This window comes from Microcoleus sp. N3A4 (genome assembly GCF_036701805.1).
Taxonomy (GTDB): Bacteria; Cyanobacteriota; Cyanobacteriia; order Cyanobacteriales; family Microcoleaceae; genus Microcoleus.
On the sequence record NZ_JAUBRJ010000057.1, the window covers coordinates 1 to 17,809 of the forward strand.

Annotated in this window: 10 protein-coding genes and 1 pseudogene; 7 read left to right on the top strand and 4 right to left on the bottom strand. The window is 45.9% G+C overall.

Annotated elements, in window-relative coordinates; genetic code table 11:
- Window positions 1-174 precede the first annotated feature (174 nt).
- Entirely contained in the window at window positions 175-1,485 is a 1,311-nt protein-coding gene (locus tag QUA56_RS26365; protein ID WP_333363813.1) for a CAP domain-containing protein, read from the top strand.
- Between the two features lie 311 nt (window positions 1,486-1,796).
- On the opposite strand, the gene QUA56_RS26370 is transcribed toward QUA56_RS26365, so the two are convergent.
- Window positions 1,797-3,437 (bottom strand): bifunctional diguanylate cyclase/phosphodiesterase, encoded by a 1,641-nt coding sequence (locus QUA56_RS26370; protein ID WP_333363815.1) that lies wholly within the window; start codon window positions 3,435-3,437, stop codon window positions 1,797-1,799.
- Between the two features lie 360 nt (window positions 3,438-3,797).
- On the opposite strand from QUA56_RS26370, the gene QUA56_RS26375 reads away from it, so the two are divergent.
- A complete protein-coding gene (locus QUA56_RS26375) occupies window positions 3,798-3,974 on the top strand; it encodes a hypothetical protein (RefSeq protein WP_333363818.1) in 177 nt (58 codons plus the stop codon).
- 186 nt (window positions 3,975-4,160) lie between these two features.
- Here the strand turns inward: QUA56_RS26375 and QUA56_RS26380 are convergent.
- A pseudogene (locus QUA56_RS26380) lies at window positions 4,161-5,274 on the bottom strand (IS630 family transposase).
- Between the two features lie 49 nt (window positions 5,275-5,323).
- On the opposite strand from QUA56_RS26380, the gene QUA56_RS26385 reads away from it, so the two are divergent.
- Window positions 5,324-5,605, top strand: a complete 282-nt coding sequence (locus tag QUA56_RS26385; RefSeq protein WP_333363820.1) for a hypothetical protein — start codon at window positions 5,324-5,326, stop codon at window positions 5,603-5,605.
- Between the two features lie 195 nt (window positions 5,606-5,800).
- On the opposite strand, the gene murQ is transcribed toward QUA56_RS26385, so the two are convergent.
- Both murQ and QUA56_RS26395 read right to left on the bottom strand, forming a co-directional pair.
- The gene (gene murQ, locus QUA56_RS26390; RefSeq protein ID WP_333363823.1) at window positions 5,801-6,715 is read right to left on the bottom strand and encodes an N-acetylmuramic acid 6-phosphate etherase; all 915 of its coding nucleotides are present in this window, start codon (window positions 6,713-6,715) and stop codon (window positions 5,801-5,803) included.
- Between the two features lie 257 nt (window positions 6,716-6,972).
- On the bottom strand, window positions 6,973-7,347 hold the full coding sequence (locus QUA56_RS26395) for a DUF3110 domain-containing protein (protein ID WP_333363826.1): 375 nt from the start codon (window positions 7,345-7,347) through the stop codon (window positions 6,973-6,975).
- 766 nt (window positions 7,348-8,113) lie between these two features.
- Here QUA56_RS26395 and QUA56_RS26400 point away from each other — a divergent pair.
- The 4 genes from QUA56_RS26400 to QUA56_RS26415 all read left to right on the top strand — a co-directional run bounded on the left by QUA56_RS26400 (window position 8,114) and on the right by QUA56_RS26415 (window position 17,728).
- Window positions 8,114-14,797, top strand: coding sequence for a translocation/assembly module TamB domain-containing protein (locus QUA56_RS26400; protein WP_333363829.1), 6,684 nt, complete (start codon window positions 8,114-8,116; stop codon window positions 14,795-14,797).
- Between the two features lie 55 nt (window positions 14,798-14,852).
- Window positions 14,853-16,082 carry a clostripain-related cysteine peptidase gene (locus QUA56_RS26405; RefSeq protein WP_333363832.1) on the top strand — a complete coding sequence of 410 codons (1,230 nt, stop codon included), beginning with the start codon at window positions 14,853-14,855 and terminating at the stop codon, window positions 16,080-16,082.
- A 164-nt stretch (window positions 16,083-16,246) separates the two neighbouring features.
- Complete coding sequence (locus tag QUA56_RS26410; RefSeq protein ID WP_015174623.1) at window positions 16,247-16,612, top strand: hypothetical protein; 366 nt, start codon at window positions 16,247-16,249, stop codon at window positions 16,610-16,612.
- A 141-nt stretch (window positions 16,613-16,753) separates the two neighbouring features.
- On the top strand, window positions 16,754-17,728 hold the full coding sequence (locus tag QUA56_RS26415) for an Rpn family recombination-promoting nuclease/putative transposase (protein WP_333363835.1): 975 nt from the start codon (window positions 16,754-16,756) through the stop codon (window positions 17,726-17,728).
- Window positions 17,729-17,809 lie beyond the last annotated feature (81 nt).

A 17,809-nucleotide genomic window follows, 5' to 3' on the forward strand; every position in this document is an offset into this window, starting at 1 on the left:
TCTGGGCAGCCATGCTACCGCTACAATGAACCAGGAAATCAACACCAAAATCACCTATGTCCAGCTCAGTCTAGACTTGGGTAACTATGGGTAAGTTTTTTAGAACGGAAACTATCGTTAAGACGGTAAGCCATCTACCAGCAAAGCCAAGTCTTAAAACTATTTATCATCCCCATGCTTGAACAACTACAAAATTCAGGTTCTCAATCCTCGGACATTTTAACAGGAGAGCGATCGGCTTCTCAAACCTCACCAACCACAACCAATCAAAACTTTATTTATAGAGTTTTAGAACTTACCAACTTAGAACGCAGTAAATTAGGTTTGTCCCCGCTAACCTTAAATACTCAGTTACTAAATGCCGCGGAAAATCACAGCCAAAACATGGCACTGCAAGACTTCTTCGATCATACCGGAAAAGATGGTTCGTCATTCACCAGTCGCATTACTGCAACGGGCTATAAATTCTCAGCGGCAGCAGAAAACATCGCTGCTGGATCTTCTACACCCGAACAAGTTGTATCATCGTGGATGAACAGCAGCGGCCACCGGGCTAACATTCTTAACCCCAATCTCAAAGAAATTGGGATTGGTTACTATTTCTTAGCCAACGATACTGGTACAGAAAATTGGAATCACTATTGGACGCAAGTTTTTGCGACTTCTCTTGACGGTAGTGTCAATCCCGCACCGACACCCACACCGACACCCACACCGACTCCGACACCGACTCCGACACCGACACCGACTCCCAACACATTGGTATCGATTATTTCGCCAATACCCAATGCTATAGGGGACGGCAGCCCGACACAAGCACCTCAAAATACAGCCAGCGGCGGCAATTATTTCCTATCAGATAGTGCCGACAGTCAAATACCGACAAATGCTGCGGGATTGCCAATTTTTGCCCTTTCCGGCAAAGATAATATCATTGGGGGAGAAGGTGCTGATAGCATTAATGGAATGCAAGGTGCGGATACAATTAACGGCGCAGGTGGCAATGACAGCTTATCGGGCGGCAAAGAATCGGATTCAATTGATGGCGGTGTTGGCAATGATTTTATCGGCGGCAACAACGATAACGATCGGCTAATCGGATCGGACGGTAACGATACTATTCGCGGCGGCAAAGAAGATGATATCTTGATTGGCGGTAACGGCGACGATTTGTTGGCGGGCGATCGCGGTCAAGATATTCTGACCGGCGGCGCTGGAAATGATACGTTTATTTTAGCAGGAGGTTTGTCTGCTTCGGCTACTTTAATTAGTGCGGATGCGATCGTCGATTTTGCGATCGGGGATAAGATTGGTTTGACTGACGGTATCGGATTTGCCAACTTGACTTTTGAAGCTGTGAGTTTGCAGTTGGATGGAGGCGCAAGCATCGCTTCTACGGCGATTAAGTCTGGCAGTAATTATTTGGGAATCGTGCAGGGTGTCAGTCAAAGTCAGCTTGCATCTTCTGTTTTTGTCAACGCCTAAAAAACAGCATAAGCTGTCGCGCAGTTAAATTGCATATTCAGGGCGGGCGGGACGCCCACCCCACAAGAGTTGGATTGTTTTTTGACATACAATTTAAATGCCGCAACAGCATAAGCTGTCGCGCAGTTAAATTGCATATTCAGGGCGGGCGGGACGCCCAACCCCTACTCCCCACAAGAGTTGGATTGTTTTTTGATAGACAATTTAAATGCAGAACAGCTTACCCAGATTCCCGACTTCTTGGAGAAGTCAGGAATCTAAAAACGAGAGCGCTTTACGATCGCACTCCCAGTGAAAGCCAATGGTGCAGCTCAAAAGTGGCTGGCAAGAGGCATAGATACTGCCTCAGACTGAAACGAGTCTTTTAGCAGTTTGGTTATTGTATCAGCGTTAGCAGGGCGACTGAAGTAAAACCCTTGACCTTCATCGCAGCCTCGCGCTTGCAGGTAGTCACGCTGCTCCTTGGTTTCAATGCCTTCTGCGGTGATCGTTAACCGCAGACTTTTTGCCAGAGCAATGATCGCATCAGTAATGGTGGCGCTGTCCGGGTTAGACAGTATATCGTTGACAAACGATCGATCGATCTTGAGCATATTAACCGGAAACCGTTGCAGGTAGTTGAGGGAAGAATAACCCGTGCCAAAGTCGTCTAGGGCAAGCGACACGCCAAGTTCTCGCAGTTGCAACAAGGTTTTGACCGATCGCTCAATGTCAGTCATCAAGGCAGTTTCAGTCACTTCCAGTTCTAAATACGCAGCTTCGAGTTCCGTCTCGGCCAAAATTTGGCAAACCATCTCAACCAGATTCGCCTGCTCAAATTGTCGAGCCGACAGATTCACCGAAATCCGCAGCGCTGGCAGCCCAGCCAGTTGCCAGCGACGGGTTTGAGCGCAAGCCGTTCGCAAGATCCATTCACCAATGGGCACGATCTCGCCATTGGCTTCGGCGATCGGAATAAATTTTGCCGGAGAGACCAAACCCTCTGTAGAATGCTGCCAGCGAACCAGCGCCTCCGTTGCTGTCACCTTTCCGCTGTGCAGGTCGATCAGCGGTTGATAGTAAACCAGCAGTTCGTTACGTTCCAGCGCTCCGCGCAGGTTATTTTCTAGGGCCAGTCGCTCCTGTAACTGAAGGTTCATTTCTGGTGAATAAAACTGATATTGACTCCGCCCTTGCTGCTTTGCCTGATGGAGTGCGAAGCCAGCTTGCTGAAGAAGTTGCTCTGCAGAATTGGTATTTTCTAAATGGTTCAATGTAATGCCAAGACTGGCGGTGAGGTGGATCTGGTTGCCCTCTACAGAGAAAGGTTTTGCTAGCGTACTCAGCAGCAGTTGGGATAGCTTGACCACACTCTCCAGCGAGGGGAGTTCGCTGCGAGCGATCGCAAACTCACCGTCGCTCAAACGCGCCAAGACATCTGACCGATCCATGCACTGTACCACCCGTTGGGAAACGGCTCTAATTAGTAAGTCGCATATCTCAGGCTCCAACGAATGGCGAATCCCTGTGAAATCATCGATACCCAATACCAGCACTGCGACCAAAGGTGAGTGATTTTGAGATCGGGTTTGATTCAGGCGATCGCAGAACAAGTCACGATTTGGCAATCCAGTCAGTTTATCGTAGTTGGTAATGTAATCAATCAATTCATCGAGTTTGTAAAGCGTTTGTGAGGAATTTGCCATCAGCGTACCGACTTCATCAGCAAACTCTGTGGGTAAGTTCGGCAATGTTCTTGTATCGAGGTAGTTTTGTAGAGCCTCCGAGGTTAAGATTACCGGAACCAGGAGGTAGCGTAGCGTATAAAGCGTTGCTGCCGTACCCGCTAATGTCGCCAGCAGAGCAATCAGCAGAACCCGGACTGATGTCTCTACAGAGTAAGCATTTGAGGTAAGAAACCAGGCGATTAAGGTTAGCAAAGGAACGTGCGTGCCTAAAAATGCAACTACCATAATTTTGGCAGTGTAGCTTTTTTTCAGCCAGGGGAGATGCCCCAACGATGAGTATAGGTTAAGGTTAGGCTTTGGTTGCATAGGATTCGGTTTGAAATTTCAAAGTGGGTAGAGTATCCAGCAGTCTCGTACTAGGTGCGTTGGCTTCAGAAACGGCTTTTTTAACTAAGGAGCGATCGCCAAACAACAAGTATATATACTCACCCTAATCGCCTTTCTCAAAAACGTCAACGATCCGCGCCAAAAATCACCGTAATTGACTTTTTTGAAAGCTACAAAGTCGATCGACCTTCAGCTTTTAGTCCGCTACTGATAACTAATGACTAATAACTAAATTACTAAATTACTAAAAAGGAAATTATGAAAAAAGTAGCCGTGTTTGGTAACGCTGGAGGCGGTAAATCAACTCTCAGCAAGAGATTATCGGAAATCACTGATTTGCCACTTTACATCGATCAAATTCTGGCGACCGATCGATGGATTATTGACCGAAAGCATCCAGGATACCCGCCACGTGATTCATCTGTGGAGAAATAAAAAACCTGTATCCGATGAAACTTGCCCCCCGACTCGATCCGTGGGGTCAATGCTTCAATTCTTTAATCTAAAATCTAAAATCTAAAATCGCGCAATCGATTGACGGGTTTGGTTGCAGGGAAACCCTCTGGCTGCGACTCAATGAGGCGGATAGTCTGGTTTTTGTCGATTTAAGCTGTCAAACATCTAAACTGCATTAACTGAGTTGCCTTTGTTTTTTATTTTTCGGTTCCATTTCATAATTAGTTCTCCTTCATTTAACAGTTTATTTAATAGTGATTCTAGTTTTTCAATGGATTCAAATAATCTATTAGCAACATATTCCTTTGCCGAATGCCATACTAATTCAACTAAGTTATAGTCAGGGCTATATTTGGGCAAAAACTCTATGATTAAATTCGGCATCTCCGTCGCTATTTTCTCCAAAATCTCTGCTTTTTTATGAAAACTAGCGTTGTCTAAGATGATCGCAAATTTACAGCCTTTATCTTTAAAGTCTTCCGCTAAATTCCCTTGCGATATCCACTCTGCTCTTAAATCTCCATAAAATTTTTTCAGCACTGCATAAAAATTAGCAGAATTTCCAGATGGAATAAAATCTACCCATCTTTTCTTATCTGAATATCTCACTCCGCCCATGACATTAATACGACCTTTTCGTCGGTCTCCTCTTTTATTACTTCGAGTCCCTTTTTTACACCAATTTTTTCTTCTGATGACCCTCAAACTAAATCCACTCTCATCCCAAAACCATACCTGTAAAAGAGTTGGAGATTCTTTTGCTATTCTTAGATACTCAGCTAATTTATCTTTAAATAAACCCCTCTCTACGGTATCTTGCTTATCCTCTAAGCTATATTTAGCGAGCGAGGTAAACATACTTTTTTGCTTTTAAAATCCTCCTTACTTGGGTACTACTCAGCTCAATTCCTGTTTTTTCTCCTAGATATATGGCAAGTCTAGCTGTTGTCCATCTCCCGAATTCATAGCCATATTTCTCAGGTTCTACTTCAATTGTCTCTAGAAGTAAATCAATGTATTCTTCTGTAGCTTTTCGGTAGTTACCCTTCATCCTATCATCTTTAAAACTATCTAAATTTTCAGGCTCACCATGAATGCTCCAATCAGCAACTTTTCTGAGAGAACATCCAATTAGTTCAGCAGTTTGAGCCTGTGTATTTCCGTTATTTAGTAACAAAAAAATTAAGGCTCTTTGCCGAATATCTGGATGCTCATGCTCTTTTAATGCTTGTTGCAGAGTTTCCTTTGTCTCGGAACTGAGGAAGTTTTTAGTAGGCATTGACTTTTTACAAATATCATCATATTGTATCATACAATATGCGTTTTAGATGCTGAACAGCTTACCGCTATACGTGCATTTTTGGTGGGTGACTAAACGGCTGATTTCAGGTAGCTTTATACCGCCTGAAGGCTGGCCTGAAAACAGTCCGATATTGAAGAGTTTAATTAATAGTTACCGCGCTCTTTGGTTGTGTCACAAGTATTTAACTCCCAGATATCGCGAGTATGTCGATCGCGCTCAAAATACCAAAAGTGTTTATCACATCAGATCGGCGGAAGAGCTTTCACAATTTTTGGAATCGATATCGCAAATGACTGATGACAACTGAATGGGAATGGGGGAATGGGGAATGGGGAATAATATCAAATCCGGCAGCATCGGAATGATATCAGTGCGAGCGTCTCGCTCGCGAGCGAGACGCTCGCACTGATATCATTCAAATATATTATTCCGATGCAACCGTCCATGATATAACCAATAACCAATAACAACTGACTAATGACTACTGACTACTGACTGCTGACTACTGACTAATTGATGCCACAGCCGATCGCAAATTTCCTTGAAACTCGCCCAAAATTCGATCGCACTCTTCCTTCTCCAAACCAGTCCAGTGCATCATCAAAGCTAATTTTACAGACTTGCCGCTTTTTTCGAGCAAAAAACCCGCTTCATCCCGGCTCAAATCAGTCAAATCCTGCAACATCCGCACAGCCCGATCGCGCAATTTCTTATTAGTCACCGCCACATCAACCATCCGATTTCCGTATACCTTCCCCAGCTTCACCATTACCCCAGTCGAAATGATATTCAAAGCCATTTTTGTCACCGTACCCGCTTTCAAGCGCGTCGAACCCGCCACTATTTCCGGGCCAACCAACAACCGAATATCAACATCAGCCTCAAAACTCACTTGTTCGACGGGTACGCAGGCCACAAACACAGTCTTCGCTCCCCGCTGGCGCGCCGCGTGCAAAGCACCGGCTACAAAGGGCGTCGTACCTCCAGCCGTAATTCCGACAACCACATCTAAGTTGGTAATGTGACGGTGGGCGATCGCCTCAGCCCCATCCTCAGCCCGATCCTCCAAATCCTCCGAACTCCGCACCAAAGCCCCCGCACCCCCGGCAATTATGCCCTGTACGAGTTCTGGTGGCGTGCAGAAGGTGGGGGGACACTCGGCGGCATCCAGCACCCCCAAACGCCCGGAAGTACCCGCACCGACGTAAAACAGGCGGCCTCCTTGACGCAGAGACTCGGCTGCAATGTCGATCGCTCGCGCTAAATGTTCGCGGGCGCGGGCGATCGCGCTTAAGGTTTGGGCGTCTTCCCGGTTGAACAAGTCCACTAATTCGATCGAACTGAGTTGGTCTAAATTCTCGCTGTTGGCATTCACCTGTTCAGTCAGCAGATGGCCCCGTTCTTCCAAATTTTTCATGTTTTTTGATTAGTCATTAGTCATTGGTCATTGGTCATTAGTCATTGGTCATTAGTCAACAGTCATTAGGTGTACAAAATAGGGTACGCATTGCCTGCCCGCTGGCGATCTTGGTGAAGTCGTGACTCAAAGGCTCGAAATTTTCGCTTGCGGGCGATCGGCTAAATCTACTTCCGAGAGAGAGGCAATTACCCATTACCCATTACCCATTACCCATTACCAATAACTAATGACTAATGACTAATGACTAATGACTATTACAAAAGTCCTTCGAGTCGGCGGCGAATAGAATCCAGTTCGTTTTGGGAAACGTCAGAATCCGGCTCCGACTCCGGCTCCGACTCCGCCTGCCACTGAGTCTGTGCTACATTGTCTTCTGGCGGAATCGCCAGCGCACCCGCAGGCACCAGTTCCCAATCATAATCAACACTCTCGCAGAACTCCTTGATTTCCTCATCGTCGAGCGCCTCGACAGTGGGTTCGGGAAAATCCTGAGCTTCCAACATCACGCCAAAGCGGGTGGCGTCGTCTTCTGACTCAAACATCAGAACTTTGTTGCGATCGCCGAGTTGTATGGTATGAATTCCCTCATTCTCGGTGCGGGCATTGAAGAGTAAGACGAACACTCGCATAAGTTTTAAAGACCTTCTTAACCACCGTTTTTTTATCTTAGGAGCGATCGGGCAACCAATCAGTCGATTTTAGATTTTAGATTTTAGATTTTAGATTTTAGATTTTAGATCGATCCCGCCAGTGGTGGAGCGAAAGGAGTTGGGGCCTTTGGACGACTTGGTTTGAGATTTGAGATTTGAGATTCACCACCAATCCTGCACTGCGGGGGGAATCTAACCGATTTTAGATTTTAGATTTTAGATTGACGATCGATCCTGCACTGGCGGGCTCGAATCGAAAGGAGTTGGGGCATTTGGACGACTTGGTTGGAGATTTGAGATTTGAGATTCAACACCAATCCTGCACTGTGGGGGGAATCTAACCGATTTTAGATTTTAGATTTTAGATTTTAGATTGACGATCGATCCTGCACTGGCGGGCTCGAAAGGAGTTGGGGCATTTGAACGACTTGGTTGGAGATTTGAGATTTGAGATTCACCACCAATCCTTTACTGCGGGGGGAATCTAGAGGATTTGGAGGATTTGGAGGACTTGGTTTTAGGTGGTGTTGCGTGTTTTGATTAAGTTCGGTAAAGGTTTCTGGAGTCTACCCTGGAGTGGGGGCCTACCTTTTGCCTGCGTTCGATCCGGGGATCGGCACTTCCGACCTCTGTTCTGAGTCTACCAAAGGCAGAAGGCCCGAAGCGGCGAATCACAGAAATTATACCTGTCTAAAATCGGCTGATTCCCTTAATTCCTGAATTCTCTGATTTTTGAGAAACACCCATGACTAACTCGGACGATAACAAAAATCAACTCGCACCCCGTCCCCACCGCCGCTGGTGGCGTCTGCTGCTGCTTAGCGGTACGGGATTGGGCATTATCGCCTTGGTTGGGGCGGCGGTAGCACACCAGTGGGTGCGGGAGAAGTTAGCTCCTTTGGTGGAAACTGAAGTCAGTCAGTTGCTGAAGCGGCCTGTGCAAATCGGACGTTTGGAGAGATTTTCTCCGACAAGTTTGCGGTTTGGCCGATCGACTTTACCTGCAACTCCAACCGATCCAGATTACGCTTCTACAGAAGCAGTGGAAGTGCAATTTTCAGTTTGGCAATTGCTGTTCAACCGCACTCTCAAATTAGATATTACCTTAGTTAAACCCAGCGCTTATATCGAACAGGATGCTAAAGGTCGCTGGGTTAATATTCCAACTGGGGAGCCGAAATCTCCGGGTTTATTTAAAACTGAAGTTGAGGCAATTCGAGCTGAAAATGTCGCCGCAGTTTTGGTGCCGAGTCCCGCAGTCGGACAGAAAACTTCGGCTCCGATTTCTGTAAATTTGAAAAATGGCAGTGTTTTATTCCGCGACCAAAATCACCGCGTTCTCTACGAACTAAACGGTCAGTTTACTAACAGCGATAATTTTATAGTTAAAGCTGATTCTCTGTTACCAGCCGCTCAAACTAACGTGCAGTTGCAAGGTCAAAATTTGCCTTTGTCCGACCTCGCTCGACTGCTGAAACTTCCCGCAGGCATTATTTTACAAAAAGGTCTTGCTAATGGCAATTTGACCGTGCAATTGCGAGACAATAAAGTATCGGGAATTGTGGGAACGGCTAGTTTTGGCGGAGTGCAAGCGAGTATTGCTCCGCTGAAACAAATTATACAAAATAGCAGCGGTCAGTTGCGGTTTCAGGGAACTAATGTGATTGTCGATAGTCTGGCGGCTAATTACGGTCTAATTCCGCTGAAAATAGCAGGAACAGTTGCAACTGGAACTAATTTTAATTTGGATCGAGCTAACTTCAATCTGACAACGAACGTGCAACCAGTCGCTTTTGCAAGTGTTGTCAGTGCGGTGGAAACAGAGTTAGGGCAGAAAGTAGTATTGCCGGTTGCTGTTGCGGGGGAAGTGAAGGCGGATGCTAAGCTGACTGGAACCGTTGCTTTGCCGGTGCTGACAGGTACGATCGCCTCGACAAAACCCGCTACGGTCGATCGACTGCAATTAAATAATATTAGCACTAATTTCAAATTGGAACGGGGGAGAATGGCTCAAACCCCAAATCCCAATGCTCAATCTTCTATTCCTCCTTTTTCCTCTTTAGCTTTGACTTTGAGCGATATTTTGGTAGTGCCGGCGGCGGGTGGTAAAATTGGCGGGAAAGGTGAAGTCGATATTGCTTTGGGAAGTGAGAATTCGCGATCGGGTTTGGTGTTTGATTTACAAGCTGAAAACTTGCCTGCAGATAACCTCGCCCAAATTTACGCTCTCCAGATTCCTGCTACTGTTAAAATTGGCAATGTCTCCGCAAAAACTCAAATTTTCGGCCCGTTAGACAACATTCAAGCGAGAGTTAAATGGCAAGCACCGCAAGGAACTTTCCCCGCAGCGGGCGAAATTAGAGCCGGAGGCAATTCGGCGGATTTGCAAAATACAGTTGTGAAAATTGGCGATGCTTCTGTTAACGTGGATGCTGCGCTAAAAGACCGTCAGTGGCAAGCTTTGATCGAGGGCAATGGCGTGGCCCTCAACCGTTTGCAGCAAGTCGTGCCGGGGCTGAATTTGCCTCCTGAACTAGCGGGTTTGTTCAGCGGAACCGCCGAAGCAGCAGGAACTCTGGACAATTTGAGTTTAAATGCGATCGCTGCGACGGGCAAAGGAACGCTGAATATTGCTGACAGTATTGTTGATGTTAATGGCGAACTAGAATCTGGCCGCTGGCAAGTTATTGGCAACACTAAAAAAGTTGCTGTAAATCAATTAATTGATATTGGATTGCCGTTTTTAGCCCGTGCTAATTCTAACACTTCAACCGCCGCAAATTTAGAAAATCTAAAATCCAAAATCCAAAATCTAAAATCGTTAAACGGACTGTTAGCAGGTGAATTTCAAGCGGCGGGAAATGTTGACAATTTGACTGCAGGCGGCATCAATATTAATGGCAACGGCCGGCTCAATTTTGCCGACAGCAATGTCAATCTGAAAGGAGAATTGGCAGCGGGAAACTGGCAAGCAACAGCACAAACCGATCGCACTTCCATCAACCGCTTAGTAGATTTGACACTGCCGATTTTAGATGTGGCTTCAGCATTCAATCCCGAAAATCAGCAATCTGCCAATCTTAACAATCTAAAATCCAAAATCCAAAATCTAAAATCGATTGACGGACTGCTATCGAGTCAATTTACAGCATCGGGAAGTCTTGACAATTTGACTGCTAGCAGCATCAATGCCAGCGGCAGCGGCAGACTCAATCTTGCCGACAGCAATGTGAATTTTAAAGGAGAATTGGCAGCGGGAAATTGGCAGGGAACGGCAGAAACCGATCGCACTTCCATCAGCCGTCTGGTAAATTTAGGATTGCCCCTGTTAGATGTTGGCTTAGCTTTCACTGCTGACAATCCCCAAACAGTCGCCAATCTCAACAATCTAAAATCCAAAATCCAAAATCTAAAATCGTTAGACGGACAAATATCGAATCAAATTCAAGCCAGCGGCAATCTTGATAATTCAACCGCCGCCGATATTTCTGTCAACAGCAGCGGCAAACTCAATATAGCCGACGGTACTGTTGCTTTTAGAGGTAAATTAGAAGACAGACGCTGGCAAGCTTTCGCCGATGCCGATCGAGTTATTCTCAGCCGCTTAGAACAAACTGTTCGCAATCTCCAACTGTTTACGCTAACGGCAACTTTGCCTAAAGGATTTGACGGCAGAGTTAACGGCCAATTCCAAGCAGCGGGCAGTTTGGATAACTTGACAGCGAAGGGAATTAGTGCTAGCGGAGAAGGGCGGATTTTGGCCGATCGACTCGGGGCGATCGATACTACGGCAAAATTGGAAAACGGCAACTTGCAAGCATTGCTGGAAACGAACGGAATTGCCGTCAGTAATTTAGAACAAACCCTCAAACAAACAGGTTTGCTGACAGCGGATTTACCGCAAGAAATTAACGGAACCCTCGACGGAAAAGTCCGCATTTTGGGAACAGTAGATAATCTAACCGCCAACGGCATCACCGCCAACGGCGACGGACAAATTCGACTCGCCAACGGCGGAGGAATTGTCAATGCTAAAGGCAGCGCCGCATCGGGGAATTGGCGCGCGTCTATCGAGGGCGAGCAAATTGCTCTAAGTCGCTTCCAGCAAGCCTTTGAAGCCCAGCGCCAAAGCTTGCAAACCGGCGGTGTAGTCTCCGGTACCCAAAATCTCCCCCAGCTTCGAGGACTGTTTAACGGCAATATCAATTTATCCGGGCCGATTGCCGCTTCCCCACAAACAGTTCGCGCCGGCGGCAGTTTCCGCATCTCCGAATTGCCGTTTCTGAAACAACCTTTTGAGGCAGTATTTAATTGGGACGGAAAACGGGTGGAAATTGAGAACGCCACAACTCCCGGTTTGACAGCCAACGGCTTTGTTAATGTCGAACTCGCAGGTAAAGGATTGCCTTCGGTTTCCAATTTGGACTTGAATGTCAAACTCTCCAACTTTAACCTGGCAGCTTTGCCAGCAGAACAGTTAGCATTTTTGTCTGCAATTGGGGACAAAAATTCCTCACAGCAAAGCCAACCCCTGCGCGGCAACGTCGATTTTACCGGCCGCCTCACCGGAACCCTCGCCGCCCTCAGCTTAGTTGGCGACGTGGAAGTGCGGGATTTAGCAGTAAATCAAATCGCTTTTGACCCGGTACTGGCGGGGACTGTGAATGCGGATGCTGGGAAAAGTGTAGATTTGCGTTTGGCCGGACGCCAAGACAAAATTGAAGTAGCTTTAAATCAATCTTTTCTGCCGACATCTTTCTTAGTTCAACGCGGGGAATCGGTAGCCCGCGGCCAAACTGAGGGAGAAACTTTGCGAGTCAATTTAAGCGATTTTCCCCTCGCTGCTTTGAATTTATCACCCGGTAAAGAGGCGGGTTTGGGGCCGATTACCGGTACGGTTTCGGGACAAGTAAATGTGCCGGGTTGGAAGATGCCGTTAAATCCGGCGACTTTGCAAGCAAGCGGACAAATTGCGATCGCCCAACCGGCGATCGGCTACATTAAAGGTGACAGTTTCCAAGCCGAATTCAGCTACGCTAACGGCAGCGCCACTCTCACAAATGGCATATTCCGCCAAGGCAGCGGTCAATACTTAATTTCCGGTAATGTTCAAACAGGCGCAAACCCGAAATTTGCCGGGAAAGTTAACGTCCAGCAAGGCAATTTGCAGCAGGTTTTAGCCGCTTTGCAATATTTCAATTTAGGCGACTTGGCGAGAGGCCTAAAACCTCCCGTTTACGGTGACAGTGGCGACGTGCAAACTGTGGCAGTCGGAGAACCGGATGCCCCGCTAATCGAACAGTTGCGCCGCTTGGCAGAAATTGAAACAATTTTGCAGCAGCAGCAGGCAGTAAAATCATCAGAAAAATTGCCTGCGCTATCTCAATTGCAAGGCACTTTTGGCGCGGAAATTGCTGTCGCGGGTTCTTTGCAAACTGGCGTGCAAGCTCAATTTAACGTGAAAGGCGATAACTGGCAGTGGGGAAAATATGTCGCTGAAAAGTTCAGCATTGAAGGCAGTTTTCAGGACGGGATTTTAACTGTTTTGCCTTTGGAAATTCGATCGGGCAAAAGTGCGATCGGCTTTTCGGGACAACTCGGGCAAAAAGCTCAATCCGGGCAGTTGCGGGTAGAAAATGTGCCGGTGGAAGAGTTGGCAAAACTGGTGGAATTGCCTTTTGTGGATGTCACGGGAAATTTGAATTTGCGGGCGAATTTGGCCGGCAGTTTGGAAAATCCGCAAGCCACCGGGGAATTGAGTTTGCTGGAAGGTACGCTAAACGGAGAACCGATTAAACAAGCCGACGGCAGTTTCAGTTACAGCAACGCCCGCCTGAATTTTGGCGGCAGCGCTTTGGTAACTCAAACCGAACCGATTGAAGTGCAGGGAAGTTTGCCTTTTGAGTTGCCGTTTGCAGCCGTGAAAGCTGACAGCAATCAAATCGATTTGAGGGCGAATTTGAAAAATGAAGGTTTGGCAATTATTAATGTATTGACTCCGCAAGTTGCGTGGGTCAGCGGTCAGGGACAGGTGCAAATTCGCGTCGGAGGAACGCTGCAAGACCCTGTAGCGCAAGGAATCGCGAATTTTGAAAATGCAACCGTCCGGGCGAGAGCCTTCCCAGAACCGCTGACAGGGCTGACTGGGACGGTGCGCTTTGAGGGCGATCGTATTCGGGTAGAGGGAATTCGGGGACAGTTGAGTCAGGGAGAAGTTGTCGCCCAGGGCGTGATTCCGCTGTCTGTGCCCTTCGCGGAGGGCGATGTCGATGCGGATAATCCTTTGGCTGTAAATCTCGACAAGTTAGCCCTAAATCTCAGAGGATTGTACAGCGGCGGCGTTGTCGGTCAAGTGCAAGCAAGGGGCACGGCTAGGCGCCCGCAGTTGAGCGGTAATATTGAACTTTACAACGGCGAAGTATTTTTGCCCAGTGCTGGCGGCGGCACAACTCAGTTAGCTTCTTCCTCTTCTGCTTCTGCTTCTGATTCTCCTTCCACATCTTCCCCTTCCCCTGCGACTGATGTTTCTGCTTCCCCTTCTGCTGCGACTTCCCCTTCTCCTTCTCCTTCCCCTTCCTTTGAAGTTGGATTGAACGATTTGCGGCTGAATTTGGGCCGGGGAATTCGGGTAACAAGTGCGCCGATATTGAGTTTTCAGGCGACTGGGGGCTTGACGGTGAACGGAACTTTAGATGACCTCCGCCCGGAGGGTACGATTCGGTTGACTTCGGGGTCGGTGAATTTGTTTACAACGCAGTTTAAACTCGATCGAGGATACCCGCAGACTGCGACCTTTATACCAACACAAGGACTCGATCCGACGCTGGATGTGAGGTTAGCAACTTCGGTGCAGGAAGTAACGCGGTTCCGCACTCCCGGCGCATCTGTAGCCTCTGAAATAGCAGACGAACCGACAACTTTCGGCAGCGTGCGGAGTGTCCGAATTCAAGCGTTAGTGCAGGGAAGGGCTTCTCAGTTGGCGGAAAGTCTGGAGTTGAGGAGCTCTCCGAGTCGATCGGAAACAGAGATTGTAGCGCTGTTAGGCGGCAGTTTCGTGCAGACTTTGGGACAGGGAGACAGTACACTGGCGATCGCAAATTTAGCGGGTGCGGGTTTATTGAACAACCTTCAATCTGCGATTACTAACGCCACAGGATTGAGCGAATTTCGCTTATTTCCCACTCGGATTAGAGGCAACGAAGCACAAAGTGCTAGTTCCAGTTCTGGTGCGGGTTCTCTCGGTTTAGGTTTAGAAGTTGGGTTTGACATCACGCGCAATATTTCAGCCTCTATCATTCGAGTTTTGTCAGCAAATCAACCGACAGAATTTACTGTGCGCTATCGATTGAGCGATAAAATTTTACTCAGAAGTTCGAGTAATTTTCAAGGAGACAACCGCGTCACTGCTGAATATGAATTGAGGTTTTAGTTAGCCAAAATACAGTCTACAAAAAGCTGACTATCCTCAATCAGGAGCAGATAAAGTGAAAAGAAGAAAAGCAATCAAATTGATAACAGTAAGTATTAGTTCTTTAATAGAGACAATATATTACTATGGAGACCAATATATGCTTGGAAGTACGGTCAAAAATCATTATGACTGGATATTACTATACTGGATGCCCTATGACAATAATCTCTCAAGATTCGGACAACCAATTATTCAAATGCTTAGTAAAGGTGTAAAAAATGACAAGGTTTTGGTCGTAGTACAATCAGACTTTAGTGGAGCAGCACAAGTTTCTAGAAGCATCATTAGCCAAGGTAAAGTTGATACGCAATACTTAGAAACAGCAGATAGTAGTAGTGCAGAAGTCTTGAGTGAGTATCTGACTTGGGCACAATCTCAATTTCAAGCCAAACGCTGGGCTATTGTGTTTTTAGGTCATAGTGGAACGCTTATGGAAATAAGCCCCGACGAACATCCCACCTCCCCTTTAATTTCAGAAATTAGATGGATGAATCTTCAAAAAATAAATCAAGTTATATTTGATTTTAACCGCTCTGTCAAGGGAAATCTAGAATTATTATTTTTTCAAAATTGTAATAAAGGAAATATTGAAGTACACCATACCTTCCAAAATACTGCTAAGTATACGCTTTCATCTCAACTTCAACTTGGAGCGCCAAATTACTATTATGAGCAATTGTTAAGTCATTTGAGCGATTATCCAGACATTGATGGTTCTCAGCTAGCTAAAAAGATTATGGATTGTGAACAGCCTGATATGTACCATAGTTTGACATTAACTAACAATCATTATTTCCGCTACTTGCCAGAAAAAGTTAATGTTGTGATTGATTCTATTTTGCAAGCAGATATTGCGCCTGTGAAAGTTTTTATATCCTCAATTTTAGGGCCACAAGTCAATTTTTATAATAACAATACTGTAGTAGTTTATCATAGCTCTGGAGAAACCTTTGTTGATTTCGCAAATTTTTTACAAAAACTTACACAATTATCAGGTGCAAGTCCGTCACCTTGTAAAGATTTATTGTTATTTTTAAATAATCTTCTCCTTCAGAGAGTGCAACAGAATGGTGAATTACTGGACTCAAGAATTAGACATAAGTATAAAAACTTATCAGGCTTAGGTTTATTTTTACCTAGAAATCGGCAGAAACTGGAAAAGTATTTGTATTTATCGGTTTATTCAGACTTCAAGCTTGTAGAGCTTTTTAATGCAGTTGTATTCGAGACAAAAAAGAACTAAAGATATTGGCGATATTTTACTTTCCCGACTTCACGGAAGCAGTCAGGGAAGTAAAACAACAGCCAGCATTGGCTCCCACTTCCCACTTCCCAATGCTATAATAGTAACAGCAGCAAATTGTTACTGCAAACCCCGCACACACAAGGTTATAGGAGTTAAGTCAAATGGCAAACAAACTCCAAGTAAAAACAGAGTCGATCGGCTACAGCGACTTTTACTGGAACCGCTTTAGTCCGAGAGTGGCGACTATCAGCAGCGTCCGCAACGCCAATCACTGGGACGGCGGATTTATCAGCTATATTGCATTTCCCACAAAAGTCGAAGCTACAGCAGCAATGAAATATTTGCTCTTGCATCAAAAAGCTGCTGATGTCGATATGCGGAAAGCCAAGCGAATGAAAGCAAAAGGCATTCGGTGGGAACTCAAAATTCGGGGTTTAGCTTTTAATGAAGTGCTGAAACTGGCGACGATGGATATAACTGGAAAGCTAGTTATGTCGCCTGCAACTACTACTGAAGCCACAGGCTGATAAAAGCATTCAGATAATAGGTTGGGTTGAGACAACAAAACCCAACCCTTCCAATATTTGTCAATATCCATCTTCCTCTCTTTTCTCCTCCTCTGCGTCCTCTGCGCCCTCTGCGGTTAATAAAAAACTCCTATAAAATATATGCGTTTCATCAGCCCCAAAACAGACTTTGCATTCAAAAAAATATTCGCTTCTTCCGAACACCCAGAAATTCTCATCAGCTTCCTAAATGCAATGCTGTATAACGGAGAACCCACCATCCAAGAAATAGAAATAATTGACCCTTATTCAGCAGGAAGCGTTACAGGATTGAAGGACACTTACCTGGATGTCAAAGCCAAGATTACCGGCAACAAAACCGTGATTGTGGAAATGCAGGTACTCAACGTCGCCGCCTTTGAAAAACGGGTAGTATACAATGCAGCGAAAACCTATTCTACTCAACTCAAAGCTGGAGAAGGTTATTTAAAGTTAAATCCGGTCATTGCTTTAACCATCACCGACTTTATCTTATTTGAAAACACCGAAAAACTAATCTCTAACTTTGAGTTCACAGAAACCGAAGAGAAATTTGTCTATCCCAACTGCGAGTTAAAGTTAGTGTTTGTCGAGTTGCCGAAATTCAAAAAAGAATTGAATGAACTCGAAACTCTGCCGGAAAAATGGCTCTACTTTATGAAAAACGCGCCCTCTTTGGAAGCAGTACCAGATACATTGGGGTCTATTGAAGAGATTAATACCGCGCTGGGAATTGCCAACCGAGCAAATTTGACACTTGACGAATTGAATGATGTAGACAAACGAGAAATGTTTATTCAAGACCAAATCGGGTCTGTGATGAAAGGGATAGAAATTGGTATACAACAGGGGATTGAACAGGGAATACAACAAGGAATCGAACAAGGAATCGAACAGGGAATCGAAAGGGGTAAAATTGAAGGGGAAATAGGATTAATTATGCGTCAGATAGTGCGGCGGGTGGGTGATGTTACACTGGAAGTTCAAACTCGCATCCAGGGGTTATCTGCGGAACAGTTAGATGATTTGGGAGAGGCTTTGTTGGATTTTAGGAGTCAAGAGGATTTGATTGCGTGGTTGGAGTCTGCGGCGGGATGAATTCTCGTAGGGGCGAGTTTTACAAACAATCTGTGCCTTTGACCCATAATCTCATAAACCCGCTTCCACCCAACGGCAAAT

Bases quoted from the DNA above. Each gene is read 5' to 3' on its own strand.
- QUA56_RS26410 (WP_015174623.1), top strand. From the start codon at position 16,247: ATGGCAAACAAACTCCAAGTAAAAACAGAGTCGATCGGCTACAGCGAC.
- QUA56_RS26375 (WP_333363818.1), top strand. From the start codon at position 3,798: ATGAAAAAAGTAGCCGTGTTTGGTAACGCTGGAGGCGGTAAATCAACT.
- QUA56_RS26365 (WP_333363813.1), top strand. From the start codon at position 175: ATGCTTGAACAACTACAAAATTCAGGTTCTCAATCCTCGGACATTTTA.
- QUA56_RS26370 (WP_333363815.1), bottom strand. From the start codon at position 3,437: ATGGTAGTTGCATTTTTAGGCACGCACGTTCCTTTGCTAACCTTAATC.
- murQ (WP_333363823.1), bottom strand. From the start codon at position 6,715: ATGAAAAATTTGGAAGAACGGGGCCATCTGCTGACTGAACAGGTGAAT.
- QUA56_RS26415 (WP_333363835.1), top strand. From the start codon at position 16,754: ATGCGTTTCATCAGCCCCAAAACAGACTTTGCATTCAAAAAAATATTC.
- QUA56_RS26400 (WP_333363829.1), top strand. From the start codon at position 8,114: ATGACTAACTCGGACGATAACAAAAATCAACTCGCACCCCGTCCCCAC.
- QUA56_RS26395 (WP_333363826.1), bottom strand. From the start codon at position 7,347: ATGCGAGTGTTCGTCTTACTCTTCAATGCCCGCACCGAGAATGAGGGA.
- QUA56_RS26385 (WP_333363820.1), top strand. From the start codon at position 5,324: ATGCTGAACAGCTTACCGCTATACGTGCATTTTTGGTGGGTGACTAAA.